This is a genomic window from Pseudomonas sp. LBUM1656, assembly GCF_059716065.1.
In genome coordinates this window covers 2,931,369-2,957,742 of record NZ_CP166800.1, presented here as the reverse complement: position 1 = coordinate 2,957,742, position 26,374 = coordinate 2,931,369, and the positions used below count along the sequence as shown (strand labels likewise).

The window sequence follows — 26,374 nt, the reverse complement described above, 5'->3', positions numbered from 1 at the left end:
GCTGATGGCTGTGCAGATTGCGGTGATCGATGATTGGCAGGACGTGGCGCGTGACGTGGTCGACTGGTCAATGCTGGACAACCTCGGCGAGGTGAGTTTTATCCATGACTACCCCGCCGACAACGCAACCCTGGCTGAACGCCTGGGCAAATTTGAAGTGATCTGCGTCATGCGCGAACGCACCCGGTTCGATGAGGACCTGCTGCGCCAGTTACCGAAACTCAAACTGCTGGTCACCGGCGGCATGCGCAATGCCGCGCTGGACCTCAAGGCCGCTGCAGCACTGGGTATCCAGGTCAGTGGCACCGACAGCTACAAACACGCCGCTCCCGAGCTGACCTGGGCGCTGATCATGGCCGCGACCCGCAATCTCGTGGTCGAAGCCAATGCCTTGCGCGCAGGGAAATGGCAGCAAGGCCTGGGTGGCGACTTGCACGGCAAGACGTTGGCGATCCTTGGCCTCGGCAGCATCGGCCAACGTGTCGCGCAGTTCGGTCAGGTGTTTGGAATGCGGGTGATCGCGTGGAGCGAAAACCTCACGGCCGAGCGGGCCGCTGAAGTGGGCGTGACCTATGTCAGCAAGCAGGAATTGTTCGAGCAGGCCGATGTGCTGTCGGTTCATTTGGTACTCAGCGACCGCAGCCGAGGGCTGGTCGACGCCCAGGCGCTGAACTGGATGAAACCTTCGGCGCTGCTGGTCAACACCGCCCGCGGGCCGATTGTCGATGAGGCCGCGCTGATCAAGGCGTTGCAGAAGAATCGTCTGGCGGGGGCGGCGCTGGACGTGTTTGACGTGGAGACATTGCCAGTGAATCACCCATTCAGAACGCTGGACAATGTGTTGGCGACGCCCCATGTCGGGTATGTCAGTCAACAGAACTACCATCAGTTCTTTTCGCAAATGATCGAGGACATTCAGGCGTGGTCGGCCGGTGAGCCGATTCGGCTTCTGAGCTAAGCCGCACCGCCGCTCTCGCACTCGATCGATGTAGATCGGTTAGTCAATACTGAACGCGAAAACCACGTATCCTCTGCGCCCGTTTCACGTCCAACCTCGCGAGGGCAGTTTGTCTAAAGGTATCGCTTTATCGGTCTCGGCCTCGGTGCTGTTTGCCGTCATGTATTACTACACCTCGTTGCTCACGCCCCTGAGCGGCGTGGAGATTTTCGGCTGGCGCATGCTGCTGACCGTACCGTGCATGACCGTGTTCATGGTGGTCTCCGGCGAATGGAAGCGTGTGCTCGAAATTTTCCAGCGCATTGCTGGCAACCGGAAATTGATGGCCGGCCTGGTCGCCTCTTCGGCCCTGCTCGGTGTACAGCTTTGGCTGTTCATGTGGGCGCCACTCAACGGCTACAGCCTGGATGTGTCGCTCGGGTATTTTCTGTTGCCGCTGACCATGGTGCTGACCGGTCGGATTGCCTATGGCGAGCGCCTCTCCTACTTGCAAAAAATTGCCGTGGTGCTGGCCTGCCTCGGCGTGATCAACGAGGTGTATCAGGTCGGTGGTTTTTCCTGGGCAACCTTGCTGGTCTGCATCGGCTATCCCCTGTATTTCATCCTGCGCAAGCGTCTGGCAGCCGACAACCTTGGCGGTTTATGGCTGGACATGGCGTTGACGCTGCCGGTGGCGTTCTGGTTCGTGCAGAGTGGTGAACAGGGTTTCGGCGTGTTTGATCAACATCCGTGGTTGTCGCTGCTGATCCCGATTCTCGGGGTGATCAGTGCGTCGGCGCTGGTGGTCTACATCATCGCCAGCCGCCTGTTGCCGTTCAGCCTGTTCGGGCTGTTGAGTTATGTGGAACCGGTTTTGCTGCTGGGCGTGGCGTTGCTGCTTGGGGAAAGCATCAAGCCCGGGGAATGGCTGACTTACATTCCGATCTGGTTGGCGGTGGTGGTGCTGGTGTTTGAAGGGTTCAAACACCTGATGCGGCATCGCAGACCTTAGATACAGCACAAGCAAATGTGGGAGCCAGCCTGCTGGCGATTGCAATCTGTCAGTCAACATCAATGTTGACTCTGAAGACGCTATCGCCAGCAGGCTGGCTCCCACAGTTTCTTAGCGATGAAGCGGGTTACTCGGTGGCGAGCACGCCACGACGAACCTGATCACGCTCAATCGATTCGAACAGCGCCTTGAAGTTGCCCTCACCGAAACCATCGTCGCCTTTACGCTGGATGAATTCGAAGAACACCGGGCCCATCAGGGTTTCCGAGAAGATCTGCAGCAACAGGCGCTTGTCGCCCGACTCAGACGAACCGTCCAGCAGGATCCCGCGCGATTGCAGCTGATCGACCGGCTCGCCGTGGTTCGGCAAACGGCCTTCAAGCATTTCGTAATAAGTTTCCGGTGGCGCGGTCATGAAGCGCATGCCGATGCTTTTCAGGTGATCCCAGGTCTTGATCAGGTCATCGCTGAGGAAGGCCACGTGCTGGATGCCCTCACCGTTGAACTGCATCAGGAACTCTTCGATCTGCCCGGCGCCCTTGGACGATTCTTCGTTCAACGGGATGCGGATCATGCCATCCGGCGCGGTCATGGCCTTGGAGGTCAGGCCGGTGTATTCGCCTTTGATATCGAAGTAGCGGATCTCGCGGAAGTTGAACAGCTTCTCGTAGAAATTGGCCCAGTAAGCCATGCGACCGCGATACACGTTGTGGGTCAGGTGATCGATGATCTTCAGACCCGCGCCGACCGGGTTACGGTCCACACCTTCGATGAACACGAAGTCGATGTCGTAGATCGAGCTGCCTTCGCCGAAACGGTCGATCAGGTACAGCGGCGCGCCGCCGATGCCTTTGATCGCCGGCAGGTTCAGTTCCATCGGGCCGGTTTCGATGTGGATCGGCTGGGCGCCGATTTCCAGCGCACGCTTGTAGGCCAGTTGCGAATCCTTGACGCGGAACGCCATGCCGCACACCGACGGACCGTGCTCGGCCGCGAAGTACGAAGCAACACTGTGCGGTTCGTTATTGAGGATCAGGTTGATCTGGCCCTGGCGATACAGGTGCACGTCTTTGGAGCGGTGGGTCGCGACCTTGGTGAAGCCCATGATCTCGAAGATCGGCTCCAGCGTATTGGGGGTTGGCGATGCGAGCTCGATGAATTCAAAGCCCATCAGGCCCATTGGGTTTTCGTATAAATCTGCCATTTTGGCGCCTCATCATTTTTTAGAATTAACGGAACGTTAGTCGCTAAGAATGCTGAAGCCGGCGGGTGGCGCGCAGGAGATGCCCCGCACGCTGCGGGCGAGGAAGTCACCGTAGATCAATTGAAACCCAAAACTTTTCATTGTCGACCCAAGGCTGATGCGGGCGAGTCTTCTGCTGCCAAAAGACGTTTATTATTGTATGCGTAACCCGATTCTACACAGCGTAAATAGGTTTGTCCGCCTTCTGTATCAAATCCCCTTTTTCCCTGCTCGCGCAAGGGGTTTGTTGCACAGGAAAATCCCCGCGAGAATCAGCCCTCCTCCCAAGCACATGGCCAGCGTCAACTGCTCGCCTAACAGCAGCGCACCGAGGATCACGGCGGTCAGCGGATTCAAGGCAATGAATACCCCCGAACGCGTCGCGCCAATCTGGCGAATGCCGTCGTAATAGCCGATGTAGGCCAGCGCCGAGCCCAACACGCCCAGGTACATCAGACTCAACCATTGTTGCGGACCGAGGCTGATAAGCGCGCTGACACTCAGCTCACCACGCACCGCACTGACCACCCACAGCATCAGCGTGCCCAGCAGAATCGAATACGTCACCGTCTGCACCGGCCCCAGCGAGTGGTTCAGCTCTTTGGAGCACAGCGAGTAAATCCCCCAGCCGAGCACGCAGCCGAAAATCAGCAGGTCGCCAATCCAGGCGTCGGCATTGTCGGCCAGCAACTGCGGGTTGCGGCTGACAATCACCACGCTCGCCCCGGCGATGCACACCGCGATCCCGATAACTTTCGCCCGACTCAAGCGCTCCTTAAAGAGCAGCCACGAGGCCAGTCCGATCACGGCGGGGTTCAGCGCCACAATCAATGACGCTCGCGACGCATTGATGTAATGCAGTCCATAAAAGAAGCACAGGTTGTAGAAAAAGATCCCGAAGAACCCCAGCAGCGCCAACTGCAGCCATTGCCTGGGGCTCGGTTTCGCCAGTGGCACCCGGGCAAGCAGTAAAAACAGCAGCAACGCCATGCTGGCCAGCAAGAATCTCAGGCTGGCGGCGAACAACGGACTGAGGCTGTCCGCGAGAAACCGCCCAGCCACGAAGGTCCCGCCCCAGATCATGGTGACGGCGGCGAGTTTCAGATAAACCGGCACGTCCGATGAGGTGGTTGGCGCATAAGTATTCATAAGGTGTCTGGGCTTCAATCACGATGGATAACGTATCATTCGACTAATGTCCGATCATCGTAAAATGAGTAAAGACTCATGACCCTGACACAACTCGAGATTTTCTCGCTGGTCGCCGAACTGCGTGGCTTTACGGCGGCGGCCAATCGGTTGGGAATTTCCCAATCGGCGGTGTCGCATGCCCTTAAGTCCCTGGAACAGGAATTGGGCGTCGAACTGCTCCGGCGCCACCAGTCTCAAGTCGAACTGAGCGACATCGGCCAACAGCTCCTGTCGCGCGCTCGGGCGATGCTCGGGTTGGCCAACACGTTGCGCCAGGAAGCCGCCGACGCTCGCGGAATGAGGAGCGGTACCCTGCGGATCGGCTCGTTTGGTCCCACCTCTTCGATCAAACTGCTGCCGCAGATCCTCCAGCATTACCGCGTCGCTCACCCTGGCATCGAAGTCCACATCGACGAAGGTCCGGACCGGCAGATTATCCAGTGGCTGGAAGAGCGGCGAATCGATATCGGCTTCGTGGTGCTGCCCGAAGATCGCTTCGACACCTTCGCGCTGATCGAAGACCGGATGGTTGCGCTGCTGCCCTGCGATCATCTGCTGGCGGGTCGCGACAACCTGAGCTTGAGCGACTTGTGTGACGACCCGTTCGTGCTGACCGAAGCCGGTTCATCGGAGCTGGTTTCCCGGCTGTTCGGTGCTGCCCGGCTGACACCGAACATCCGTTATCGCTGCTCACAGTTGCTCAGCACCCTCGACACGGTGGGCCGTGGCGATGCTGTGACCGTGGTCGCCGAAGGCTCATTGCCCGACGACAACGACCGCCGCTACGTGAAGAAACCGCTGTCGCCACCCGTCAATCGACAGGTCGGTCTGGCGGTGCTCGACCAGCGACAGTCGTCGCCCGCAACGCTGGCGTTTATCCAGCTGGCTTCAAGCCTGAACTATCGTTGAGCGGCATAAGCATCAGCGGCCATCTATCATGCCCACTACCTGAACTCTTTATGGGAGCCGTGCCGTGTCCTCCCAGCATCTGAGAGCCGTCCCTCATCGTCACAGGCTTTGCGAATGCCACTGAACGCCAAAAACCGCGGCAAACGAATGGCTGTTACCGTTTTGAGCGGGTTGCTTCCGCTGTTGTTGGGGAGCGTCATCCTCTGTATGCAGGCTGAACGCACACTCCAGCAAAGCAACGAACTGACGGCCGAAGAGGCCATCCGCCAATTCGAATTGATGCTCGACAATAACGCCCAGGCCGCACGGGAACTGCTGCCGTTGGCCGGCCAAAGCTGCAATGACGTCAAACTGGCCCTGCGTGAACAGGTCACCCGCCGTCCGTTCGTACGCGCGACGAATCTGGTGTGGGACGACGCTATCTATTGCAGTTCCTTGTTCGGTGACTACCAGGAAAAGCTCAGTGCCGGCGACTACTCCAAAGGCCGGTTGTTGCTGATGAAAGGTAACCCGGTCACGCCCGACACCGCGGTATTGGTGTATCGGCTCAGTGAAGGACAACAGGGGGCGCTGAGTACGCTCGATGGGCATCACTTGAGCAACGCGCTGCGCATGATTGGCCGCAAGACGATGCTGTTCCTGCAAGTCGGTCCCACCTGGTTATCCGGCGACGGCAAGGTTCACGAAGATGCCCTGCCCGTCCTGCCCGTGGCCGAAAGCAAACTGACGTCCACGCGTTATGGCTTTACGGTCGCGGCCGGTTTTCCCGAGGGTGAAACCTGGCGTTACATGAGCAGCGAGTACCCGCCGCTGTTCAGTTTGCTGATCTTCTTTGGCGTGGTCTCGAGCGCAATCGGGCATGTCTTGCAGCAGCGTTCGTCGTCCCCCAGCCACGAGTTGCAGCGCGCGCTGGGGGCAGAGGAGTTTGTTCCGTATTTTCAGCCCGTGGTCTATGGCGATACTAAAACGTGGTCCGGGGCCGAAGTGCTGATGCGCTGGAATCATCCGAAGGAAGGCCTGGTGCGCCCGGACCTGTTCATTCCTTTTGCCGAACATTCCGGTTTGATTGTGCCGATGACTCGCTCGTTGATGCGACAGACCGCGACGTTGCTGGCGCCTGCTGCTGCTTCCTTCGACGGAACGTTCCACATCGGTATCAACATCACCGCCAGCCATTGCAAGGACCTGGAGCTGGTCGAGGACTGCCGGGAGTTTCTCAGTGCCTTCGCGCCGGGTGCCGTCAACCTGGTGCTGGAATTGACCGAGCGCGAACTGATCGAACCGACGAGCATCACGCACCAATTGTTCGAGCAGCTTCATGCCCTGGGCGTAATGATCGCTATCGATGACTTTGGCACGGGTCACTCAAGTCTTGGTTATCTGCGCCAGTTCAATGTGGACTTCTTGAAAATCGATCAGAGTTTTGTCGCGATGATCGGCGTAGACGCGCTTTCCCGGCACATTCTGGACAGCATTATCGAACTGTCCGCCAAGCTTGATTTGGGAATCGTCGCCGAAGGCGTGGAAACCGAAGAGCAAAGTGACTATCTGACCGCCCAAGGCGTGAACTTCCTGCAAGGTTATTTATTCGGCCGACCGATGCCCGGCGCAGAATTCATTAATGCATTAAGGCACCATTAACCTTTGGTTTTAAGCGACGAGGCAACCAAGCGGCGCACCAAATTGAATCAAAAGACTACTGTAGTTACATGAAGAAAAAGTCAGGATTTACTCTTGGCCAATTAACTACTACAATTTTTCTTGCCTGTGCAAGATTGGCAGGTGAGCCACTTATCACCGAGTCGCTTCAAGGCTCTTGGCTTATAGCTTTGTTTGCGGTTGGTATCAGCCAAACACACTATTGGAGTAATGAATTTGTCCAGACTCGCTGAATTTCGTGCCGCTGAAAAGGCCCTTCAAGAACAGCTCAAGCAGCTGGAATCGCTGAAGAATGATGCCGGGCTCAAGAAAGAAATCGAATTCGAAGAAAAGCTCCAGGGGTTGATGAAAACCTACGGCAAAAGCCTGCGCGACATCATCGCCATTCTCGATCCGAACCCGACAAAATCCGGTCTGCAGACAGCAGCTCCGAAAACCCGCCGCGCTCGCGTGGTCAAGGTTTATCACAACCCACACACCGGCGAGCTGATTGAAACCAAGGGCGGCAACCACCGCGGCCTGAAAGCCTGGAAGGAACAGTACGGTGCCGCTACCGTGGATTCCTGGCTGCGAGGCTAAACGCTCGCGGTGATAAAAAAATGCCCTGCCAATGCAGGGCTTTTTTATGGGCGCCTTTGAATTCAACGAGGTCCGCCGATCAACTCGCTACTTGCCGACTGAACTTTAGGCTTAATCCGTTTGGGTATCTAAAGATTTCGGATCGCGCCGAAATCTGCAGTCACGCAAACCACCCACTAAAGTTTCAAGCTGTTACGAGCAGCCGTAATTTCGTCCTGACTTGCCTTATAAGCCTCGGCCTGCCCCGCGTAGGAAAGAACATAGGCTTTATCCGCGTCCACCGCTGCGACCAATGTTTGCGACAGCACATGTCGACCATTTTGTGTAATCGTGCAGGTAGTTTCCAGTCCCGCCAAGCGGCTCAGGGGCGCCGGATGAATTTTGTTGCAGACACTTTGATAGCCGCCTTGAAAAAAGTCCTTCTGCACCGACTTGCGCATTTCCAGCAACACACCCTCCAGATTGACCTGATGACCGCTTTCTACTTGAGTCATGGTCAATTCCATCACCAACACCGGCGTTCCGCCCTGGTCGACTTTTACCGCGCGCTGCCGAAAAATGCCTGGTTTGGCCTCATCCTGCGGCACGGCTTCGACCTCCCAGCCATTCGGCCAGGTCACCACTGGCGTATCTGCATGAGCGCTGGCAACAACTGACAGCAGGCACAACAGGGCGAAGGTCGATTTACAGAATCGGATCATTGCAATGAACACTCACAGATTGAACCGTAAAGTCTGAGCCTCACCCGTCCGTCAGGCAATAGCCGACTGTTTGAGTTTGGTGATGTCCCAGCCCTTGCGTATCATTGTTGCCATTCGTTAGCCCCACTTATTTTCCGGAGGGCCCATGAGCCTGCACGAATTGAACACTTTCCCCGGCGTAACCGCTCAACCAGACACTGCCACCCAAAAGTTCGTTTTCAACCACACCATGCTGCGGGTCAAGGACATTACCAAGTCCCTGGATTTCTACACACGCATCCTGGGTTTCTCGTTGGTGGAAAAGCGCGACTTCCCGGAAGCCGAATTCAGTCTGTACTTCCTGGCGCTGGTCGATAAAAACCAGATCCCGGCCGACGCTGCCGTCCGTACCGAATGGATGAAATCGATCCCCGGCATTCTCGAACTGACCCACAACCACGGCACCGAGAACGACGCGGATTTCGCCTACCACAACGGCAACACCGACCCGCGTGGCTTCGGCCATATCTGCATCTCCGTGCCGGACATCGTCGCCGCCTGCGAGCGCTTCGAAGCGCTGGGTTGTGATTTCCAGAAACGCCTGAACGACGGCCGCATGAAGAGCCTGGCGTTCATCAAGGATCCGGATGCGTACTGGGTTGAAATCATCCAGCCTGCCCCGCTTTAAGCCACACCACACCTCTCTGCAGGAATGTGCAAGACACAAAAAACCCCATGATCACTCATGGGGTTTTGTGTTTTCAGCGTCAGCGTTTATGCCGGCGCGGAGGTGCGGATCAAGTGATCGAATGCGCTCAACGAAGCCTTGGCACCCTCGCCTACCGCAATCACGATCTGCTTGTACGGTACGGTAGTCACGTCACCGGCAGCGAACACACCCGGCATCGACGTTTCACCACGGGCATCGACGATGATCTCGCCGCGCGGTGAAAGCTCGATGGTGCCTTGGAGCCAATCGGTATTGGGCAGCAAACCGATCTGCACGAAGATCCCTTCCAGTTCGACATTACGCAGTTCATCAGACTGACGATCCTTATAACGCAGGCCGTTGACCTTCTGACCGTCGCCCAACACTTCAGTGGTTTGCGCACTAGTGATCACGGTGACGTTCGGCAGGCTGTGCAACTTGCGCTGCAAGACCGCATCGGCGCGTAGCTGTACGTCAAACTCCAGCAACGTGACGTGAGAGACGATGCCTGCCAGGTCAATAGCCGCTTCGACGCCGGAGTTACCGCCGCCAATCACCGCCACACGCTTGCCTTTGAACAGCGGACCGTCACAGTGCGGGCAGTACGCCACGCCTTTGTTGCGGTATTGCTGCTCGCCCGGGACGTTCATTTCACGCCACCGCGCACCGGTCGCGAGGATTACGGTCTTGGCTTTCAGTGTCGCGCCGCTGGCGAAGTGGACTTCGTGCAACTCGCCACTCTTGCCCGGCACCAGTTTGTCGGCGCGTTGCAGGTTCATGATATCGACGTCGTATTGCTTGACGTGTTCTTCCAGCGCCACCGCCAGTTTCGGCCCTTCGGTTTCCTGCACGGAGATGAAGTTCTCGATGGCCATGGTGTCGAGCACCTGCCCACCAAAACGTTCAGCCGCCACACCGGTGCGAATGCCTTTACGAGCGGCGTAGATCGCGGCCGAAGCACCGGCCGGGCCACCGCCGACGACCAATACGTCAAAGGCTTCCTTGGCGCTGATCTTCTCGGCTTGACGCTCGATACCGCTGGTGTCGATCTTGGCGAGGATTTCTTCCAGGCCCATGCGGCCCTGACCGAAATTGACGCCGTTCAGGTAAATGCTGGGCACGGCCATGATCTGACGATCATCGACTTCGGCCTGAAACAACGCGCCGTCGATGGCGACGTGGCGGATATTCGGGTTCAGTACCGCCATCAGGTTCAGCGCCTGGACAACATCCGGGCAGTTCTGGCAGGACAGCGAGAAGTAAGTCTCGAAGCTGAACTCGCCTTTGATCGAACGGATCTGCTCAATCACTTCAGCACTGGCCTTCGATGGGTGGCCGCCGACTTGCAGCAGCGCCAGCACCAACGAAGTGAATTCGTGGCCCATCGGGATGCCGGCGAAACGCAGGCTGATATCGGCACCCGGGCGGTTGATCGAGAACGATGGTTTGCGTGCATCGTCACCGTTGTCGAGCAACGTAATCTGGTTGGAAAGACTGGCAACGTCTTTGAGTAATGCGAGCATTTCCTGGGATTTCGCACCGTCGTCGAGGGAGGCAACGATCTCGATCGGCTGGGTGACCCGTTCCAGGTACGATTTCAACTGGGCTTTAAGAGTGGCGTCCAACATACGGGCGATTTCCTTTTACTTTACTTGAGACGAAAAAAAACGCCCGAGCGAATCTCGCCCGGGCGTTTTTGAGGGCGGTTGCAGCTTACTTAGGTGCGGAAACCCGCCCTGATAATGCTTTCACAGACTTAGATCTTGCCGACCAGGTCCAGGGACGGAGCCAGAGTAGCCTCGCCTTCTTTCCACTTGGCTGGGCAAACCTGGCCTGGGTGAGCAGCGACGTATTGAGCAGCCTTGATTTTGCGCAGCAGCTCGGAAGCGTCACGGCCAACGCCGCCATCGTTCAGTTCAACGATTTTGATCTGGCCTTCAGGGTTGATCACGAAGGTGCCACGGTCAGCCAGGCCAGCGTCTTCGATCAGCACGTCGAAGTTGCGGGAGATGGCGTGAGTCGGGTCGCCGATCATGGTGTACTGGATTTTGCCAATGGCTGGCGAAGTGTTGTGCCAGGCAGCGTGGGCAAAGTGGGTATCGGTGGAAACGCTGTAGATCTCGACGCCAAGTTTCTGGAACGCGTCGTAGTTGTCAGCCAGGTCTTCCAGTTCGGTCGGGCAAACGAAGGTGAAGTCGGCTGGGTAGAAGAACACGACAGACCACTTGCCTTTCAGGTCAGCGTCCGACACTTTTACGAAGTCGCCATTTTTGAAGGCGTCAGCTTTGAACGGTTTAACTTGGCTGTTGATGATAGGCATCGATGACTCTCCGTCAGGGTTGAAATGTTTGGTTGAGAAGTTGATGGAGTGAATCCTACCCACTCGCTCGCCGCCTGGCTCATTGGCAAAGCTCATGCTGCTGATTGGTTTTCGCTATTAGCAGACAGTATTAATAGAAGAAAACGGTATCTAGAGCACCAACGGCTTTTCAGCGACTCGGGCCATCCCGAGAAATGGGCTGGCTTCAACATAGCGCATGGCTGACTTCACATCTTTCCAACCCACGTAATTCATCAACGATTTCAAATCCCAACCGCTCTGATGGGCCCAGCTGGCAAAGCCGCGTCGCAGGGAATGGCTGGTGTAGTGGTCGGCGGAGATGCCGGCACGTTCCAGGGCCTGACGCAGCAAGGGGATCACGCTATTGGCGTGCAAGCCCTCCTCGCTCAAGTGGCCCCAACGATCGATACCGCGGAACACTGGTCCGCGGACCAGCGCTGCTTCCGTGATCCATTGGATGTAAGCGTTCACAGGGCAGAGTCGCTGCAAGGCCGGGGTCTGGTAGGTCTTGCCGAGGTATTCGCGATCGCTCTTGCTGCGTGGCAGGTAGAGGGTGATGCCTGAACCGGCGCTCGCCTGCACGTGCTCGATCTGTACGCGGCACAACTCATCGCTGCGAAAGCCACGCCAGAAGCCCAGCAAGATGAGCGCGGTGTCGCGCCTGGCGCGCAGCAAGCCCGGCTGATCGTCTTGCGCCTTGGCGGTTTGCGCCTCCTGTTCCAGCCACGCCACCACTTGCTCCAGATGCTGAAGCTGCAAGGGCTCAGCCTGTTTTTCCTGGGCCGGGTGCAGTGCTCGGATGCCCTTGAAGACCTTGCGCACCACCGGCGACTTGGTGGGATCGGCAAACCCCTGGCTGTTGTGCCATTGCGCCAGCGCTGATAACCGCAGCTTCAACGTATTGATCGACAGCACGCCCGCATGGGCCACGAGATAACGCGCGACGCTGTCGCTCGTCGCCGGCAGAAAACCACCCCAGTTGACTTCGAAGTGCTCAATGGCCGCCCGATAACTGCGACGCGTGTTGTCGCGAGTGGCGGCTTGCAGGTAGCGATCCAGATCGGTCATGGGCTCATCTCTCGAAAACGTACCGCTTTAGCGGTGTAAAAGCTGCTGCACGACGCATCACACGGGGTAATACCAGTATATCCCGCATTACGAACTTACATTTTTTATCTTTTTTCTGAAGATGGTACACTGCGTACTTTAGTGGCATGTACCACAGTACGAAATCGTAGGAGAACACATGGCTCGTGGCGGCGTAAATAAAGCGGTAGTGCAGGCAGCACGTTTGGCAATCCTTGCCCGTGGCGAAAACCCCAGCATCGATGCAGTACGAATCGAGATGGGCAATACCGGCTCGAAAACCACCATCCACCGCTATTTGAAGGAACTGGATGACGGCGGCGAACGCGTCGAAACACCTTCAGAGCCCATTGATGACGAGCTGGCAGGGCTGGTCTCGCGCCTGGCGCAACGCCTCAAGGAGCAGGCACAAGAACCCATCGACCAGGCACGCACGCAGTTCGATCAGCAACGAAAAGAGCTGGAAATCCAGCTGACTGAAGCCCGGCAAGCCAACACCGAACTGCACCAGCAATACGAAATTCAAAGCCTGGCCCTGACTCAAGAGTCCGAGGCTCTGCAAGAAACCCGCACCATGTTGCAGACCGAGCAAACCCGCAACGCCGGACTGAACCAGGCACTGGCCGATTTCGAACTGCGCTTGCAAGACAAGGATGAGCAGATCCGCTCACTGGAAGAAAAGCATCTGCACGCACGCGACGCCCTGGAACACTACCGCAACGCCACCAAGGAACAGCGCGAGCAGGAGCAGAGTCGCCACGAGGGCCAGGTACAGCAGATTCAGATGGAATTGCGCCAGGCCCAGCAAAGCGCATTGGTGCGTCAGGATGAGATCACACAATTGCATCGCGACAACGAGCGCTTGCTCACCGAGAACCGTGGAACGCTGCGGGAACTGGGGTTGTTGCAGGAGCAACTCAAACACACCCATGGCCGTCAGGATCAATTGCTGGAGCAGGTCAATCGCATTGACAGTGAACGCACCCTCCTCCAGGAACGCTTGCGCGCCGCCCTGCTGGAAAGTCAGTCGCTCAAGCAGAGCGTCGACGAGCAGACGCAGATCAACAAAGGGCTGGAGATTGAATTGCTCAAGACCCAGGCGAGCCTCGATGAAAGCCTGCGCCTGGCGGCTGTCCTTGCAACAGCGCCAGACGCATCAGAGAGCGAAAAGAGCGATTAACCGCTAACCGGCGTACGCATGGTGACGAACTCTTCGGCGGCAGTAGGATGCACGCCGATGGTTTCGTCGAAGTCGCGCTTGGTCGCGCCAGCCTTCAAGGCAATCGCCAGGCCCTGGACGATCTCACCGGCATCCGGCCCGACCATGTGGCAACCCAGGACCTTGTCGGTCTTGGCATCGACCACCAGTTTCATCAGCGTGCGCTCCTGGCATTCGGTCAGGGTCAGCTTCATCGGGCGGAAACGGCTTTCGTAAATCTGCACGTCGTGGCCGGCTTCGCGCGCTTCTTCCTCGCTCAAACCGACAGTGCCGATGTTCGGCAAGCTGAACACGGCGGTCGGGATCATCTTGTAATCCACCGGGCGATATTGCTCAGGCTTGAACAAACGACGCGCCACGGCCATGCCCTCAGCCAGGGCGACGGGCGTCAGCTGAACACGGCCGATCACATCGCCAAGCGCCAGGATCGACGGCTCTGCGGTCTGATACTGATCATCGACCTCGACGAAACCTTTCTTGTCGAGTTTGACGCCAGTGTTTTCCAGCCCGAGATTGTCGAGCATCGGACGGCGACCGGTGGCGTAGAACACACAATCCGCCTCCAGCTCGCGACCATCCTTGAGCGTCACCTTCAGGCTGCCATCAGACTGTTTGTCGATGCGCTCGATGTCGGCGTTGAATTGCAGGTTCATGCCACGCTTGGTCAGCTCTTCCTGCAGATGCTTGCGTACTGCACCGTCGAAGCCGCGCAGGAATAGCTCGCCGCGATACAACAACGTGGTCTCGGCGCCCAGCCCGTGGAAGATCCCGGCGAATTCGACAGCGATGTAACCGCCACCCACCACCAGAACGCGCTTTGGCAGCTCTTTGAGGAAGAACGCCTGGTTGGAACTGATCGCATGCTCGTGCCCCGGAATCTCCGGGATCTGTGGCCAGCCGCCGGTAGCAATCAGGATGTTCCTGGCTGTGTGGCGCTCGCCGTTTATGTCTACCGTGTTCGGGTCGATGATCTTGGCGTGGCCTTCATGCAAGGTCACACCGCTGTTGACCAGCAAATTGCGGTAAATGCCATTCAGACGATTGATCTCGCGATCCTTGTTGGCGATCAGCGTTGCCCAATCAAACTTTGCTTCGTCCAGTGTCCAGCCAAAGCCTGAAGCCTGCTCGAAGTCTTCGGCGAAGTGCGCGCCATAGACCAGCAATTTCTTCGGCACACAGCCGACGTTCACACACGTACCGCCCAGATAGCGGCTCTCGGCCACAGCCACTTTCGCGCCATAACCGGCAGCAAAACGCGCAGCCCGCACACCGCCGGAACCGGCGCCAATCACATAAAGGTCAAAATCGTAGGCCATTTTCAATCTCCTCGGCAGGCAACCAGCATACCCGCAGACGTCCGTTGGGCAAGCGCTGCAAGCGATATGGGGGCGGAAAATGAAAAAGCCACCCGAAGGTGGCTTTTCAATACAAGTAGGTCAGGCGCTATCAGTAAGCCTTGCCAGTCTTGTAGAAGTTCTCGAAGCAGAAGTTGGTCGCGTCGATGTAGCCTTCGGCGCCACCGCAGTCAAACCGCTTGCCTTTGAACTTGTAGGCCATGACGCAACCGTTCTGAGCTTGCTTCATCAGGGCGTCGGTGATCTGGATTTCACCACCCTTGCCTGGCTCGGTTTGTTCGATCAGGTCGAAGATGTCCGGGGTCAGGATGTAACGGCCGATGATCGCCAGGTTCGACGGTGCATCTTCAGGCTTTGGCTTCTCGACCATGCTGTGAACACGGTAGATGTCGTCGCGGATCATTTCACCGGCAATAACGCCGTACTTGTGAGTTTCTTGCGGATCGACTTCCTGGATGGCAACGATCGAGCAGCGGAACTGCTTGTACAGCTTGACCATCTGGGTCAGTACGCCGTCGCCTTCAAGGTTGACGCACAAGTCATCCGCCAGGACTACGGCGAACGGTTCGTCACCGATCAACGGGCGACCGGTCAGAATCGCGTGGCCCAGGCCTTTCATTTCGGTCTGGCGGGTGTAGGAGAACGAGCAGTTGTCGAGCAACTTGCGGATCCCGACCAGGTATTTCTCTTTATCGGTGCCCTTGATCTGGTTTTCCAGCTCGTAGCTGATGTCGAAGTGGTCTTCCAGGGCGCGTTTGCCGCGACCGGTGACGATGGAGATTTCAGTCAAACCAGCGTCCAGTGCTTCTTCGACGCCGTACTGGATCAGTGGCTTGTTTACCACCGGCAGCATTTCTTTGGGCATGGCTTTAGTCGCTGGCAGGAAGCGAGTACCGTAACCGGCTGCTGGGAACAAGCATTTCTTGATCATATAAGTCCTTGAAAGGGCTGTGTGTACGAGTTTCGGCGCAGTCTAATCAGGCGGCGTGCACCTTACAATGCCCCGCGCTGGCTAACCGATGCCATCATAGAGAAATATTCCCGCGGATAGTTCCCTCCGGATTTTTGCGCGGTCAAATCAGCGTAGCTCAAAGAGGCCGGCAAACTGGACCACCATACGCTTATCGCCCCCCAATGCGAGCATTTGCCGGTATCATGGCGACTTTGAACCAGTGAACGAGACAGATAGATGACCGTAGCAAAAATCATCAACGGGTACACGGTCGACAAAGGAAAAGATGGCCAGTGGCACATTACCGCCACCAATGGCGAAGACGTTTCCGGGCCGTTACCCACCGAAGCGATGGCGATTGAAGTGGCATCGGTGCTCGACTACACACCTCCCGCGCCGAAGCGACGCGGCAAGAGTCAGGACTGATCTCCTGCGGCACTTGCAGAGCCCTGCCATCCAGCAGGGCTTTTTTGTGCCCAGGTGCAAACAAGTGGCCAATCGCTATAACCTTTTCACACTGGCGCTGTCAGAGCGTCTAGCCCCCCTCGCTGAAGACGACTATGAACATGAACAGATTTTTGCCCCTGATTGCGGTATTGGCCCTGAGCGGCTGCGCCACCTCCGAAAAGATGTACCTGAACAACGGCGAGCAAGGCCTGGCGATCGACTGCTCCGGTGAAGCCAATTCCTGGGCCACGTGCTACGAAAAAGCCGATGCCTCTTGCGCCGGCACCGGCTACCGGATCGTCGGTACCGACGGCACGCCTTCCACCAAGGAAAGCGACAAGACCCTGGGTGTCGACGTCGGCAACTTTAAAAACCGTAGCGTCGTGGTGGTCTGCAAGTAAGGCGCCCTGCCCTACATGTGAATTTCCGCGAATTTGATCCCGAGGCCGCGCACGGTCTCGATCAAATCGTCGAGACGGCCAAACGATTCGACCTCATCGTTATCATCCACCAGGAAATAACTGCGCCCGGCGCTTTTCTTGAAAAACACGATCCATTCCCCGGGGTTCGCCGGATTTTGAATGATGTGGGTGGCAGAGATCAGCCCCTCTGCATGGCGTTCCCGTACCTGCTCTCGCTTCATGCTCGACTCCAGAAATGACAATGCCGCCAAAGCATGACTTTGACGGCATCAGTATGAACGGCGACCAGTCTATCAGCCGGAAATACACGCGTTGGCGGCTTTCTGCACGTCTTTGGGACGCACCGGCACATTGGACATGCGCTCATGCAGCTTGATACCGCTGCCACCCGAGCGGTCTTCGATGTCGAACACGGCTGCCGGGGCCGACGAGAATTTCGCTGGCACGATCACACGCATCCCGTCCTTGTGCGACTCCACTTGCAGGGCGCCACGACTGTCGGCCAGTTTTTCAACCAGGCATTGCGCGTATTCATTGGGCTTTTTGCCTGAGATCACGTTCATGGTAGGCAGCGTCTCGTTAATCTCCGAGACATTCGCACAGCCACTCACTACCAATGCCAACGGCAATACCAACACGCCCCACTTCATACAAAACCTCCGATAAAGACCCTCCGACAGCACAAATGCTGATTTTCTCCGAGGCTCGTTGCGTTTATCGCTCATAGAATTCCGAATAACTGTTTTTAATTGTCAAAGCGAACCCTGACGATCGGATAATAACCTGTTCGGGCTGATAAACTGCGTCAATCGCCCATGCTATCGTTTTGATTTTGTAGAAAAAGCCCTTCTGGAGGCGCCTCATGAAATTTATCCACCAGCGCGAGCACCTCAATGAAGACGACATTGTCGTCATCCAGTGCTCCCAAACCTGCAACATTCGCTTGATGAACGACGCCAACTTCCGCAGTTTCAAGAACGGCGGTCGTCACACTTATCACGGCGGTGCGTTCGACACGTTCCCGGCGCGGATTACTGCACCGAGCACCGGCTTCTGGAACATCACCATCGACACGGTCAACCGCCGGCCGATCAGCGTGACCCGCAAACCGACCCTGACGCACTCGATCAAGATCATCCGTCGCTCCAGCACAAAACTGAGCTGAGTGACGTTCCCACACGAATAAAGCAGGTATGACCGTGGCCCAAACGACCAAATACGTCATCAAATACAAACTCAACGGCGAACGCCGCTTCGAATTTGCCCAGCTTGAAAACGGCACCGAAGAAGAAGCCAGAGCTGCGCTGGATGCCATTCATGGTTCGAGCGAAGACGTCATCAGCGAAATCAGTGTCAGCAAAGCGCTGTAACGCGACTCGGCATCCGGAGCGACAACAAGGACGTCATGCTCCGCGCCCGTTTCGAATTCGACCGCAAGCGCCGGAGTGTTCACTCCCTTGGCGCTCCCTAGACTGGCTTCCTCGACCTTTGGTTAAGGAGTCAGAACATGCCTACTTCCTCGATTCGCTACATCAGCGGCACTTCCAGCCTCGGCGTCCTGTTGCTGGCATTCAGCACCGAGGGCCTGTGCGCGTTGCTGCTCGGCGACGACTTGATCACGCTTGAACAGGATCTGGCGCGGCGTTTCCCTGGCCAGCCAAGCCCCCAGCTCGATGAAGGTTTGATGCCGGCACTGGAGCAAACCCTGCGCCACCTCGAAGACCCACGCACCGCGCTCGATCTGCCACTGGACCTGACCGGCAGCGTATTTCAACAGCGGGTCTGGGAAGTCCTCCGACAAATCCCCGTCGGCGAAACTGCCAGTTACCGCGAAATTGCCCAACGCCTCGGCCAGCCCGACGCTTTCCGGGCGGTGGCGAATGCCTGTGGGGCGAACCCGGTGGCCGTTATCGTGCCTTGCCACCGGGTGCTGCGCCAGGACGGCAGCCTTGGCGGCTATCGCTGGGGTTTGGAGCGCAAACGTCAGTTACTGGATCGTGAGGTTCAATGATGAGCGAGCGAACATTCGATGCTTTTGACTGGACAACCCTGTCGCAACAACTCGATCAGGATGGCTGCGCCGTCATCAAGTCGCTTTTAAATACACAGACGTGCGACGAAATCAGCGCCCTCTACGCTCAGTCAGCGCCCTTCCGCTCTCAAGTGATGATGGCGCGCCACGGCTTTGGTCGTGGCGAATACAAGTACTTCAAATACCCGTTGCCGTCCCCGGTCGCCCGCCTGCGCAGTGCGCTCTATCCTCAGCTGGTCCCGATCGCCAATCGCTGGTATGACTGCATGGACCTGCCGTCCCGTTTTCCTGAAAGCCACGAAGCGTTCCTGCAACGCTGCCATGCCGCCGGTCAGGAGCGCCCGACGCCGTTATTGCTGCAATATGGCCCGCAGGACTACAACTGTTTGCATCAGGATCTGTACGGCGAACACGTATTCCCGCTGCAAGTGGCGATTCTTCTGTCAGAACCGGATGAAGATTTCACCGGCGGCGAGTTTGTGCTGACCGAACAACGCCCGCGAATGCAGTCACGCCCTCAGGTTATCGGCCTGAAAAAAGGCGATGGGTTGATCTTTGCGGTCAGCCAGCGCCCGGTCAAAGGCGTTCGTGGCTATTACCGAGTGACGATGCGACACGGCGTGAGTCGCCTGCACAGTGGAAAACGACATACCCTTGGAATCATCTTTCACGATGCGTTATGACCCCATGACCCCGACCACCTTCGATCTGTTTGCCAATGCTGAACCTGAGCAAAAGCCCAGGCGCGAGCAGATCGGTGAACAGTCCTACGTTCTGCGTGGCTTTGCCCTGCCCTGGCTGGACCAGTTGCTGCCGGCACTGAAAGCGGTTCTGACCGCTGCGCCGTTACGGCAGATGATCACGCCCGGCGGCTTTACCATGTCGGTGGCCTTGAGCAGTTGCGGCACCTGGGGCTGGACCACGGATCGCAGCGGTTACAAATACACGCGCAACGACCCACAGACCGGGCAACCCTGGCCCAGGATGCCCGAGGTGTTTTTCGAACTCGCACAAGCGGCGGCCCGGGAAGCTGGATTTTCGGACTTTGTTCCTGATTCCTGCCTGATCAACTGCTATGTCCCCGGAGCCAAGATGTCATTGCACCAGGACAAAGACGAAGATTCCTACGCCGCACCCATCGTTTCGGTGTCGTTGGGATTGCCTGCCATCTTCCTGTTCGGCGGCTTTGAACGAAGCGATAAAAGCCAACGCGTATCGCTGCTGCATGGCGATATCGTGGTCTGGGGCGGCGTCGATCGTTTGCGTTATCACGGCGTGCTGCCGATCAAGGACGGTCATCACCCGCACCTGGGCGAACAACGGATCAACTTCACCTTTCGAACCGCCGGATGAAACCCTCGAATTCAACCGCAAGACTCGGGGTGCATCGCTGTTGCTGGCTGGTTAATCTGAAGGAAACGGGGTCAACGGACATGAAGCCATGACAACTCATTCGACCAAGCTTGCCACCGAGAACGATCCTCGCTGGGCCGCCGTCGTTGCACGGGATCCCGGCGCCGACGGGCAGTTTGTCTACGCCGTGAAAACCACCGGAATCTATTGCCGCCCCAGTAGCCTGGCGCGTTTGCCGAAACCGCAGAATGTCGAATTTTTCGACACGGCGGAACAAGCCCAGGCGGCGGGTTATCGCCCGAGCAAGCGGGCCACAAAGGATCAAAGCGACGTCGCCGCACAACACGCGGCAACCGTAGCAGCCGCCTGCCGACACATCGAATCCGCCGACAATCTGCCTGCGTTGAATGAGTTGGCGGACGCAGCAGGGCTGAGCAGCTTCCACTTCCATCGAGTGTTCAAAGCCGTGACCGGCCTGACACCCAAGGGCTATGCCACAGCCCATCGCTCACGCAAGGTTCGCGAACGTCTGGCCGACGGCGGTTCGGTAACCGACGCCTTGTACGACGCCGGCTTCAACTCCAACAGTCGCTTCTATGAATCGGCCGATCAGCTGCTGGGCATGAAGCCCGGCGATTACCGCGCGGCGGGCCAGAACACCGACATCCGTTTTGCCGTCGGTCAGTGTTCCCTGGGGGCGATTCTGGTGGCGCAAAGTGAACGTGGCGTTTGCGCGATTCTGTTGGGGGACGATCCGCATCAACTGGTCTGCGATCTGCAGGACAAGTTTCGGCGTGCGAATCTGATTGGCGCCGATCATGAGTTCGAACAGCTGATCGCCAAAGTGGTCGGTTTTATCGAAGCGCCGGCGATTGGTCTGGACTTGCCGCTGGACGTGCGCGGCACTGCGTTTCAGGAGCGAGTCTGGCAGGCGCTGCGGGAAATTCCGGCAGGCAGCACTGCCAGCTACGCCGATATCGCTCAGCGTATCGGCGCGCCCAAAGCGGTGCGCGCCGTGGCCCAGGCCTGCGGCGCGAACAGCCTGGCGGTAGCGATTCCGTGTCATCGCGTGGTGCGTAGCGACGGCAATCTCTCGGGCTATCGCTGGGGTGTGGAGCGCAAGCGTCAGTTGCTGGAACGCGAGACTGTGTAATCAGCGATTCACATCGACCACAACCCGGCCACGCAATTGCCCGGCGAGTAGTCGCGGCGCGGCGTCGATGGCTTCGCTCAAGCCGATTTCATGGCTGATCAGCGGCAGCAACGCGAAGTCCAGATCCTTGGCCAGCCGATTCCAGGCTTCTACTCGCCTGGCTTTGGGTTGGGTCACGCTGTTGATCCCGGCCAAGGTCACGCCGCGCAAAATGAACGGCGCGACGGAGGCCGGAAAGTCCATCCCTTGTGCCAGCCCGCAAGCGGCGACTGTGCCATTGGCCTTGGTGCTGGCGCAGGCGTTGGCCAACGTGTGGCTGCCAACCGAGTCGATCACCGCAGCCCAACGCTCCTTGGCCAAAGGTTTGCCCGGCTCGGACAGCGTGGCGCGATCGATGATCTCGCTGGCACCCAGTTGCTTGAGGTAATCATGCTCGGAGGTGCGGCCCGTGGACGCTACAACCTTATAGCCAAGCTTGCTCAGCAGCGCGATGGCGAAACTGCCTACTCCGCCATTGGCCCCGGTGACCAGGACTTCGCCCTGCTCAGGCGTGACGCCGTTATGTTCCAGCGCCTGGATGCACAGCATCGCCGTGTAACCGGCCGTGCCGATTGCCATGGCTTGAGCTGCGGTAAATGCCTTGGGTAGCGCAATCAGCCAGTCGCCCTTGAGGCGCGCTTTTTGCGCCAGGCCACCCCAATGCCCTTCACCCACGCCCCAGCCATTGAGCAAAACCTGGTCACCGACCTTGTAGTCCGGATGGCCACTGACTTCGACCGTACCCGCCAGATCGATCCCCGGCACCATCGGAAATTTCCTGACGACCGGGCTGCTGCCGGTGATCGCCAGACCGTCTTTGAAGTTCAGCGTACTGTACGCCACGCGCACCGTCACATCGCCCTCGGGCAGTTGATCGTCATTGATCTCTTGCAGTGTCGCCCGGTAACCGCTGTCGTCTTTGTCGATCAAAATACCTTTGAACATCATCGCCTCTCAATGGAATCAATCAGTGGGTGGGGCCATTGAAATACCACAAAGAAACATCTGGCCGTACAAGACTTTAGACAAACGAGTAAGGCGCCGAGCGTTTCCATGCCGTGCGGTTTTGCTTTTTTTTGCGGTCCTGGAATACAGGAAAACGTCCCGGATACAAAAGTCGACTGGCCCTGCGTCAGCCATTGCTGGTAAAAAACCGGTCTACCCGTCGGAGAATTATTCAAATGAGCCAATGGCCAGACACCCGCATTCTTGACCTGCTTGGCATTGAACTGCCGATCATCCAGGCCCCCATGGCCGGAGCAACCGGTTCGGCCATGGTCATCGCGGCGAGTAACGCCGGCGGTCTAGGCTCGATGCCTGCGGCAATGCTGAGCATCGAACAGCTGCGCGAAGAGCTGAAGACCATCCGTCAACACAGCCAGCGCCCGTTCAACATCAACTATTTTTGCCATCAGACGCCAGCCGCCGATGAGCAACGCGCTCGGGACTGGAAGCATTTGCTGGAACCTTATTACCGGGAACTGGGCGTCGATTTTGATGCACCCACGCCGGTATCCAATCGCGCCCCTTTCGATAACGCCGCCTGCGAAGTGCTCGAAGAATTTCGCCCCGAAGTCGTGAGCTTTCACTTCGGCCTGCCGGAAAAATCGCTGCTGGATCGAGTAAAAGCCACGGGGGCGAAAATTCTTTCTTCGGCGACTACGGTCGAAGAAGCCATCTGGCTGGAACAACAGGGCTGCGACGCGATCATCGCCATGGGCTACGAGGCGGGCGGACATCGCGGGATGTTTCTCAGCGATGACTTGAGCAGCCAGGTGGGCACATTCGCCCTTGTGCCTCAGGTCGTCGATGCGGTGAAAGTGCCGGTGATTGCAGCGGGCGGGATCAGTGATGCCCGGGGCGTTGCGGCGGCGTTTCTGTTGGGCGCTTCAGCGGTGCAGGTGGGGACGGCTTATCTGTTCACGCCGGAAGCCAAGGTCAGCGCGTCTCACCACAAAGCGTTGCGCACAGCCAAGGAAAGCGAAACCGCGGTGACCAACCTTTTCACCGGCCGCCCGGCGAGGGGGATTCTCAATCGGGTGATGCGCGAAATCGGGCCCATGAGCGATAAAGCCCCGGCCTTCCCGCTGGCTGGCGGTGCGTTGATGCCGTTGCGGGCCAAGGGTGAGGCAGATTTCAGCAACCTCTGGGCCGGGCAGGCGTTTACGCTTGGCGTTGAAATGACCACGGCGGAGCTGACCCGACGCCTGGCGGAGGAAGGCTTGACCAAATTGCTCCGCCGCTAAGACACGCTGTTGTAGCAGCTGCCGAGCAACGCGAGGCTGCGTTCGGCTGCGAAGCAGTCGTCAAGTCAGCCACTGCGGTCGTTCAGGTTAACCGTGGCGCCTGGATTTACGACTGCTGTGCAGCCGAACGCAGCCTCGCGTTGCTCGGCAGCTGCTACAGGTCGTGCGCGACTTCAGCATCCAACACGTTCCGTTTGCAGGCATTTCGCTATATATTCTTATATACAGCGTTTACCCCCTCGTTGCACTCGCCTATAACGGAGCCGTTTCATGACCATTCGTGCCTCACGTTTTGCCCCCACCTGCCTCGCAAGCCTTCTCGCCGTATTCGCTTTCGGGTCCGCCCAGGCGGACGAAGTCCAGGTGGCTGTCGCCGCCAACTTCACCGCGCCGATCCAGGCCATCGCTGCAGATTTCGAGAAAGACACCGGGCATAAACTGGTCACTTCCTTTGGTGCAACCGGGCAGTTCTACACCCAGATCAAGAATGGCGCGCCGTTCGAAGTGTTCCTCTCGGCGGACGACACCACCCCGCAAAAACTTGAGGCTGAAGGCGACACCGTCAAGGGTTCGCGTTTCACCTACGCTGTCGGCACGCTGGCGTTGTGGTCAGCCAAGGAAGGTTACGTCGATGCCAAGGGCGATGTGCTGAAAAAGAACGAGTACAAGCACCTCTCCATCGCCAACCCGAAAGCAGCGCCTTACGGCCTGGCCGCCACTCAAGTGCTGGCGAAGCAGGGCCTGACCGACAAGGTCAAAGACAAGATCGTTGAAGGCCAGAACATTACCCAGGCCTATCAGTTCGTTTCCACCGGCAACGCAGAACTCGGCTTCGTGGCCTTGTCGCAGATCTACAAAGACGGCAAAGTCACCGGCGGCTCGGCCTGGATCGTCCCGGCCGACATGCACGACCCGATCAAACAAGATGCGGTGATCCTCAACAAGGGCAAGGACAACCCCGCTGCCAAGGCGCTGGTTGACTACCTCAAGGGACCGAAAGCCGCCGCTGTTATCAAATCCTACGGTTACCAACTCTAAATGACGCTGACGAGTGCCGATTTTTCCGCCATCTGGCTGACCCTGAAACTGGCGTCCCTGACGACGGTCATCCTGTTGATCATCGGCACTCCGATTGCGTTATGGCTGTCGCGCACCCAATCCTGGTGGCGCGGCCCCGTCGGGGCGATCGTCGCCCTGCCCCTGGTGCTGCCGCCCACGGTGATCGGCTTTTATTTGTTGCTGGCGCTCGGGCCTAACGGCTTTATCGGCCACTTCACCCAGTCGCTGGGACTCGGCACGCTCACCTTCAGTTTTGCGGGGCTTGTGATCGGTTCGGTGCTGTACTCGATGCCGTTCGTGGTCCAGCCACTGCAAAACGCTTTTTCCGCCATCGGCACTCGCCCGCTGGAAGTGGCCGCGACCTTGCGTGCCAATCCCTGGGACACCTTCTTCAGCGTGATCCTGCCGCTGGCTCGACCCGGCTTCATCACCGCGGCCATTCTTGGTTTTGCGCATACCGTCGGCGAGTTTGGTGTGGTGCTGATGATCGGCGGCAACATTCCTGACAAAACCCGCGTGGTCTCGGTGCAGATCTACGATCATGTGGAAGCCATGGAATATGCCCAGGCCCATTGGCTGGCCGGGGCGATGCTGGTGTTCTCCTTTGCCGTGTTGCTGGCGCTCTACTCCAGCCGTAAAACCAAAACAGGCTGGAGCTGACCGATGATTCATATGCGTTTGAAACTGCGTTATTCGGGATTCGCTCTGGAGGTGGATCTGCAACTGCCCGGCCGTGGAGTGACGGCACTGTACGGTCATTCCGGCTCGGGCAAGACCACGTGCCTGCGCTGCATCGCCGGTCTGGAACAGGCCGAACTGGGATTTATCAAGGTCAACGATGAAGTCTGGCAGGACAGCGACAGGAAGATTTTCGTACCGCCGCATAAACGCGCGATGGGTTATGTGTTTCAGGAAGCCAGTCTGTTTCCCCATCTGTCGGTGCTGGCCAATCTGGAGTTCGGCCTCAAGCGCATTCCGAAGCATGAACGCCGGGTCGACATGGCGCACGCCACTGAACTGCTGGGCATTGGTCATCTGCTGGATCGCCATCCCCAGCACCTGTCCGGCGGTGAACGGCAACGGATCGGCATCGCCCGCGCGCTGCTCACCAGCCCAAAACTGCTGCTGATGGATGAACCGCTGGCGGCGCTGGACAGCCAGCGCAAAAACGAAATCCTGCCTTACCTGCAACGCCTGCACGATGAACTCGACATCCCGGTGCTGTACGTCAGCCACTCGCAGGATGAGGTCGCTCGGCTGGCTGACCACATCGTCCTGCTCAGCGACGGTAAGGCACTGGCCAGCGGTCCCATCGGCGAAACCCTGGCGCGTCTCGACTTGCCTCTGGCGTTGGGCGACGATGCCGGCGTGGTGATTGAAGGGCATGTCAGTGCCTACGACCCGCACTATCAGTTGCTCACGTTGCAACTGCCTGCTACCGACCTGAGCATTCGCGTGACGCATGCGCCGATGACTCCGGGCCAGCTTTTGCGCTGCAAGGTCCAGGCGCGTGATGTGAGCCTGAGCCTGCAAGGCGTCGAGCACAGCAGCATCCTCAATCGCTTGCCGGTGACGGTGATCAATGAAATCGGCGCCGACAATGCCGCCCACGTGCTGATCCGCCTCAATGCTGACGGCACGCCGCTATTGGCACGCATCACCCGTTATTCCCGGGACCAGTTGGGCGTGCACCCCGGCCAGCAACTCTGGGCGCAGATCAAAGCGGTGGCCGTCCTGGCGTAAATCTGTCG

General features: G+C 58.0%; 30 protein-coding genes. 19 read left to right on the top strand and 11 right to left on the bottom strand.

Translation table 11 applies throughout. The features are described 5' to 3' along the window. Positions 1 to 4 precede the first annotated feature (4 nt). Together ACA072_RS13540 and rarD are read left to right on the top strand one after the other, a co-directional pair. On the top strand, positions 5 to 958 hold the full coding sequence (locus ACA072_RS13540; protein ID WP_497624734.1) for a D-2-hydroxyacid dehydrogenase family protein: 954 nt from the start codon (positions 5 to 7) through the stop codon (positions 956 to 958). Between the two features lie 109 nt (positions 959 to 1,067). After that, entirely contained in the window at positions 1,068 to 1,949 is an 882-nt protein-coding gene (rarD, locus tag ACA072_RS13535) for an EamA family transporter RarD (protein ID WP_497624733.1), read from the top strand. A gap of 127 nt (positions 1,950 to 2,076) precedes the next feature. Here rarD and hppD read toward each other — a convergent pair whose 3' ends face one another. Continuing rightward, positions 2,077 to 3,153: a 4-hydroxyphenylpyruvate dioxygenase gene (hppD, locus tag ACA072_RS13530; RefSeq protein WP_219093983.1), complete on the bottom strand. Its 1,077-nt coding sequence runs from the start codon at positions 3,151 to 3,153 to the stop codon at positions 2,077 to 2,079. Between the two features lie 249 nt (positions 3,154 to 3,402). After that, positions 3,403 to 4,341 (bottom strand): DMT family transporter, encoded by a 939-nt coding sequence (locus tag ACA072_RS13525; protein ID WP_497624732.1) that lies wholly within the window; start codon positions 4,339 to 4,341, stop codon positions 3,403 to 3,405. Positions 4,342 to 4,419: 78 nt separating this feature from the next. Here ACA072_RS13525 and ACA072_RS13520 point away from each other — a divergent pair, with 78 nt between their 5' ends. From ACA072_RS13520 to ACA072_RS13510, 3 genes are all read left to right on the top strand, one after another. Next, the gene (locus tag ACA072_RS13520; protein ID WP_497624731.1) at positions 4,420 to 5,292 is read left to right on the top strand and encodes a LysR family transcriptional regulator; all 873 of its coding nucleotides are present in this window, start codon (positions 4,420 to 4,422) and stop codon (positions 5,290 to 5,292) included. Positions 5,293 to 5,406: 114 nt separating this feature from the next. Continuing rightward, positions 5,407 to 6,933 (top strand): EAL domain-containing protein, encoded by a 1,527-nt coding sequence (locus ACA072_RS13515; RefSeq protein ID WP_497624730.1) that lies wholly within the window; start codon positions 5,407 to 5,409, stop codon positions 6,931 to 6,933. 234 nt (positions 6,934 to 7,167) lie between these two features. After that, positions 7,168 to 7,530: a histone-like nucleoid-structuring protein, MvaT/MvaU family gene (locus tag ACA072_RS13510; protein ID WP_497624729.1), complete on the top strand. Its 363-nt coding sequence runs from the start codon at positions 7,168 to 7,170 to the stop codon at positions 7,528 to 7,530. Between the two features lie 176 nt (positions 7,531 to 7,706). Here the strand turns inward: ACA072_RS13510 and ACA072_RS13505 are convergent, their stop codons facing one another. Continuing rightward, complete coding sequence (locus tag ACA072_RS13505) at positions 7,707 to 8,231, bottom strand: DUF4946 domain-containing protein (RefSeq protein WP_497624985.1); 525 nt, start codon at positions 8,229 to 8,231, stop codon at positions 7,707 to 7,709. Between the two features lie 145 nt (positions 8,232 to 8,376). Here ACA072_RS13505 and gloA point away from each other — a divergent pair, with 145 nt between their 5' ends. After that, entirely contained in the window at positions 8,377 to 8,898 is a 522-nt protein-coding gene (gloA, locus tag ACA072_RS13500; RefSeq protein ID WP_497624728.1) for a lactoylglutathione lyase, read from the top strand. 86 nt (positions 8,899 to 8,984) lie between these two features. Here the strand turns inward: gloA and ahpF are convergent, their stop codons facing one another. The 3 genes from ahpF to ACA072_RS13485 form a co-directional block, all read right to left on the bottom strand. Next, a complete protein-coding gene (gene ahpF, locus ACA072_RS13495; protein ID WP_497624727.1) occupies positions 8,985 to 10,547 on the bottom strand; it encodes an alkyl hydroperoxide reductase subunit F in 1,563 nt (520 codons plus the stop codon). Positions 10,548 to 10,675: 128 nt separating this feature from the next. Then, a complete protein-coding gene (gene ahpC / locus ACA072_RS13490; RefSeq protein WP_010460707.1) occupies positions 10,676 to 11,239 on the bottom strand; it encodes an alkyl hydroperoxide reductase subunit C in 564 nt (187 codons plus the stop codon). Between the two features lie 150 nt (positions 11,240 to 11,389). Next, positions 11,390 to 12,328, bottom strand: a complete 939-nt coding sequence (locus tag ACA072_RS13485) for a site-specific integrase (RefSeq protein ID WP_497624726.1) — start codon at positions 12,326 to 12,328, stop codon at positions 11,390 to 11,392. Between the two features lie 178 nt (positions 12,329 to 12,506). On the opposite strand from ACA072_RS13485, the gene ACA072_RS13480 reads away from it, so the two are divergent. Further along, positions 12,507 to 13,526 carry a DNA-binding protein gene (locus ACA072_RS13480; RefSeq protein WP_497624725.1) on the top strand — a complete coding sequence of 340 codons (1,020 nt, stop codon included), beginning with the start codon at positions 12,507 to 12,509 and terminating at the stop codon, positions 13,524 to 13,526. On the opposite strand, the gene gorA is transcribed toward ACA072_RS13480, so the two are convergent. Both gorA and galU read right to left on the bottom strand, forming a co-directional pair. Then, positions 13,523 to 14,881: a glutathione-disulfide reductase gene (gene gorA / locus ACA072_RS13475; protein ID WP_497624724.1), complete on the bottom strand. Its 1,359-nt coding sequence runs from the start codon at positions 14,879 to 14,881 to the stop codon at positions 13,523 to 13,525. The genes ACA072_RS13480 and gorA overlap by 4 nt on opposite strands. A 130-nt stretch (positions 14,882 to 15,011) precedes the next feature. Beyond that, positions 15,012 to 15,851: a UTP--glucose-1-phosphate uridylyltransferase GalU gene (gene galU / locus ACA072_RS13470; protein ID WP_010460715.1), complete on the bottom strand. Its 840-nt coding sequence runs from the start codon at positions 15,849 to 15,851 to the stop codon at positions 15,012 to 15,014. A 258-nt stretch (positions 15,852 to 16,109) separates the two neighbouring features. Here galU and ACA072_RS13465 point away from each other — a divergent pair, with 258 nt between their 5' ends. After that, positions 16,110 to 16,298, top strand: a complete 189-nt coding sequence (locus tag ACA072_RS13465; RefSeq protein WP_497624723.1) for a hypothetical protein — start codon at positions 16,110 to 16,112, stop codon at positions 16,296 to 16,298. A 140-nt stretch (positions 16,299 to 16,438) separates the two neighbouring features. Beyond that, positions 16,439 to 16,720: a hypothetical protein gene (locus ACA072_RS13460; RefSeq protein WP_497624722.1), complete on the top strand. Its 282-nt coding sequence runs from the start codon at positions 16,439 to 16,441 to the stop codon at positions 16,718 to 16,720. An 11-nt stretch (positions 16,721 to 16,731) separates the two neighbouring features. On the opposite strand, the gene ACA072_RS13455 is transcribed toward ACA072_RS13460, so the two are convergent. Beyond that, on the bottom strand, positions 16,732 to 16,962 hold the full coding sequence (locus ACA072_RS13455; protein ID WP_497624721.1) for a hypothetical protein: 231 nt from the start codon (positions 16,960 to 16,962) through the stop codon (positions 16,732 to 16,734). Between the two features lie 72 nt (positions 16,963 to 17,034). After that, complete coding sequence (locus ACA072_RS13450) at positions 17,035 to 17,391, bottom strand: hypothetical protein (protein WP_109631865.1); 357 nt, start codon at positions 17,389 to 17,391, stop codon at positions 17,035 to 17,037. A 212-nt stretch (positions 17,392 to 17,603) separates the two neighbouring features. Between ACA072_RS13450 and ACA072_RS13445 the strand changes: the two genes are divergently transcribed. From ACA072_RS13445 to ada, 6 genes are all read left to right on the top strand, one after another. Further along, entirely contained in the window at positions 17,604 to 17,906 is a 303-nt protein-coding gene (locus ACA072_RS13445; RefSeq protein ID WP_007946189.1) for a DUF1883 domain-containing protein, read from the top strand. A 28-nt stretch (positions 17,907 to 17,934) separates the two neighbouring features. Then, a complete protein-coding gene (locus ACA072_RS13440) occupies positions 17,935 to 18,111 on the top strand; it encodes a hypothetical protein (RefSeq protein WP_497624720.1) in 177 nt (58 codons plus the stop codon). A 137-nt stretch (positions 18,112 to 18,248) separates the two neighbouring features. Continuing rightward, positions 18,249 to 18,752, top strand: coding sequence for a methylated-DNA--[protein]-cysteine S-methyltransferase (locus ACA072_RS13435; RefSeq protein ID WP_497624719.1), 504 nt, complete (start codon positions 18,249 to 18,251; stop codon positions 18,750 to 18,752). After that, positions 18,752 to 19,456: a 2OG-Fe(II) oxygenase gene (locus ACA072_RS13430; RefSeq protein ID WP_497624718.1), complete on the top strand. Its 705-nt coding sequence runs from the start codon at positions 18,752 to 18,754 to the stop codon at positions 19,454 to 19,456. Before ACA072_RS13435 ends, ACA072_RS13430 begins: the two co-directional genes overlap by 1 nt. Then, complete coding sequence (alkB, locus tag ACA072_RS13425; protein ID WP_497624717.1) at positions 19,446 to 20,126, top strand: DNA oxidative demethylase AlkB; 681 nt, start codon at positions 19,446 to 19,448, stop codon at positions 20,124 to 20,126. Before ACA072_RS13430 ends, alkB begins: the two co-directional genes overlap by 11 nt. Positions 20,127 to 20,214: 88 nt before the next feature. Then, entirely contained in the window at positions 20,215 to 21,279 is a 1,065-nt protein-coding gene (gene ada, locus ACA072_RS13420; RefSeq protein ID WP_497624716.1) for a bifunctional DNA-binding transcriptional regulator/O6-methylguanine-DNA methyltransferase Ada, read from the top strand. Here ada and acuI read toward each other — a convergent pair whose 3' ends face one another. Beyond that, on the bottom strand, positions 21,280 to 22,263 hold the full coding sequence (gene acuI / locus ACA072_RS13415; protein ID WP_497624984.1) for an acrylyl-CoA reductase (NADPH): 984 nt from the start codon (positions 22,261 to 22,263) through the stop codon (positions 21,280 to 21,282). It lies immediately after the preceding gene. A 236-nt stretch (positions 22,264 to 22,499) separates the two neighbouring features. Here acuI and ACA072_RS13410 point away from each other — a divergent pair, with 236 nt between their 5' ends. The 4 genes from ACA072_RS13410 (at position 22,500) to modC (ending at position 26,366) form a co-directional block, all read left to right on the top strand. Then, positions 22,500 to 23,564 carry an NAD(P)H-dependent flavin oxidoreductase gene (locus tag ACA072_RS13410; protein WP_497624715.1) on the top strand — a complete coding sequence of 355 codons (1,065 nt, stop codon included), beginning with the start codon at positions 22,500 to 22,502 and terminating at the stop codon, positions 23,562 to 23,564. Positions 23,565 to 23,834: 270 nt separating this feature from the next. Next, positions 23,835 to 24,602, top strand: coding sequence for a molybdate ABC transporter substrate-binding protein (gene modA, locus ACA072_RS13405; RefSeq protein ID WP_497624714.1), 768 nt, complete (start codon positions 23,835 to 23,837; stop codon positions 24,600 to 24,602). Then, positions 24,603 to 25,283, top strand: a complete 681-nt coding sequence (modB, locus tag ACA072_RS13400) for a molybdate ABC transporter permease subunit (protein ID WP_497624713.1) — start codon at positions 24,603 to 24,605, stop codon at positions 25,281 to 25,283. A 3-nt stretch (positions 25,284 to 25,286) separates the two neighbouring features. Then, a complete protein-coding gene (gene modC / locus ACA072_RS13395; RefSeq protein ID WP_497624712.1) occupies positions 25,287 to 26,366 on the top strand; it encodes a molybdenum ABC transporter ATP-binding protein in 1,080 nt (359 codons plus the stop codon). The last annotated feature ends 8 nt before the right edge of the window (positions 26,367 to 26,374 follow it).

Coding starts and splice junctions, on each gene's coding strand:
- ACA072_RS13540 (WP_497624734.1), top strand. CDS start 5: ATGGCTGTGCAGATTGCGGTGATCGATGATTGGCAGGACGTGGCGCGT.
- hppD (WP_219093983.1), bottom strand. CDS start 3,153: ATGGCAGATTTATACGAAAACCCAATGGGCCTGATGGGCTTTGAATTC.
- ACA072_RS13525 (WP_497624732.1), bottom strand. CDS start 4,341: ATGAATACTTATGCGCCAACCACCTCATCGGACGTGCCGGTTTATCTG.
- ACA072_RS13520 (WP_497624731.1), top strand. CDS start 4,420: ATGACCCTGACACAACTCGAGATTTTCTCGCTGGTCGCCGAACTGCGT.
- ACA072_RS13515 (WP_497624730.1), top strand. CDS start 5,407: ATGCCACTGAACGCCAAAAACCGCGGCAAACGAATGGCTGTTACCGTT.
- ACA072_RS13505 (WP_497624985.1), bottom strand. CDS start 8,231: ATGATCCGATTCTGTAAATCGACCTTCGCCCTGTTGTGCCTGCTGTCA.
- gloA (WP_497624728.1), top strand. CDS start 8,377: ATGAGCCTGCACGAATTGAACACTTTCCCCGGCGTAACCGCTCAACCA.
- ahpF (WP_497624727.1), bottom strand. CDS start 10,547: ATGTTGGACGCCACTCTTAAAGCCCAGTTGAAATCGTACCTGGAACGG.
- ahpC (WP_010460707.1), bottom strand. CDS start 11,239: ATGCCTATCATCAACAGCCAAGTTAAACCGTTCAAAGCTGACGCCTTC.
- ACA072_RS13485 (WP_497624726.1), bottom strand. CDS start 12,328: ATGACCGATCTGGATCGCTACCTGCAAGCCGCCACTCGCGACAACACG.
- ACA072_RS13480 (WP_497624725.1), top strand. CDS start 12,507: ATGGCTCGTGGCGGCGTAAATAAAGCGGTAGTGCAGGCAGCACGTTTG.
- gorA (WP_497624724.1), bottom strand. CDS start 14,881: ATGGCCTACGATTTTGACCTTTATGTGATTGGCGCCGGTTCCGGCGGT.
- galU (WP_010460715.1), bottom strand. CDS start 15,851: ATGATCAAGAAATGCTTGTTCCCAGCAGCCGGTTACGGTACTCGCTTC.
- ACA072_RS13465 (WP_497624723.1), top strand. CDS start 16,110: ATGACCGTAGCAAAAATCATCAACGGGTACACGGTCGACAAAGGAAAA.
- ACA072_RS13460 (WP_497624722.1), top strand. CDS start 16,439: ATGAACAGATTTTTGCCCCTGATTGCGGTATTGGCCCTGAGCGGCTGC.
- ACA072_RS13455 (WP_497624721.1), bottom strand. CDS start 16,962: ATGAAGCGAGAGCAGGTACGGGAACGCCATGCAGAGGGGCTGATCTCT.
- ACA072_RS13450 (WP_109631865.1), bottom strand. CDS start 17,391: ATGAAGTGGGGCGTGTTGGTATTGCCGTTGGCATTGGTAGTGAGTGGC.
- ACA072_RS13445 (WP_007946189.1), top strand. CDS start 17,604: ATGAAATTTATCCACCAGCGCGAGCACCTCAATGAAGACGACATTGTC.
- ACA072_RS13440 (WP_497624720.1), top strand. CDS start 17,935: ATGACCGTGGCCCAAACGACCAAATACGTCATCAAATACAAACTCAAC.
- ACA072_RS13435 (WP_497624719.1), top strand. CDS start 18,249: ATGCCTACTTCCTCGATTCGCTACATCAGCGGCACTTCCAGCCTCGGC.
- ACA072_RS13430 (WP_497624718.1), top strand. CDS start 18,752: ATGAGCGAGCGAACATTCGATGCTTTTGACTGGACAACCCTGTCGCAA.
- alkB (WP_497624717.1), top strand. CDS start 19,446: ATGCGTTATGACCCCATGACCCCGACCACCTTCGATCTGTTTGCCAAT.
- ada (WP_497624716.1), top strand. CDS start 20,215: ATGACAACTCATTCGACCAAGCTTGCCACCGAGAACGATCCTCGCTGG.
- acuI (WP_497624984.1), bottom strand. CDS start 22,263: ATGTTCAAAGGTATTTTGATCGACAAAGACGACAGCGGTTACCGGGCG.
- ACA072_RS13410 (WP_497624715.1), top strand. CDS start 22,500: ATGAGCCAATGGCCAGACACCCGCATTCTTGACCTGCTTGGCATTGAA.
- modA (WP_497624714.1), top strand. CDS start 23,835: ATGACCATTCGTGCCTCACGTTTTGCCCCCACCTGCCTCGCAAGCCTT.
- modB (WP_497624713.1), top strand. CDS start 24,603: ATGACGCTGACGAGTGCCGATTTTTCCGCCATCTGGCTGACCCTGAAA.
- modC (WP_497624712.1), top strand. CDS start 25,287: ATGATTCATATGCGTTTGAAACTGCGTTATTCGGGATTCGCTCTGGAG.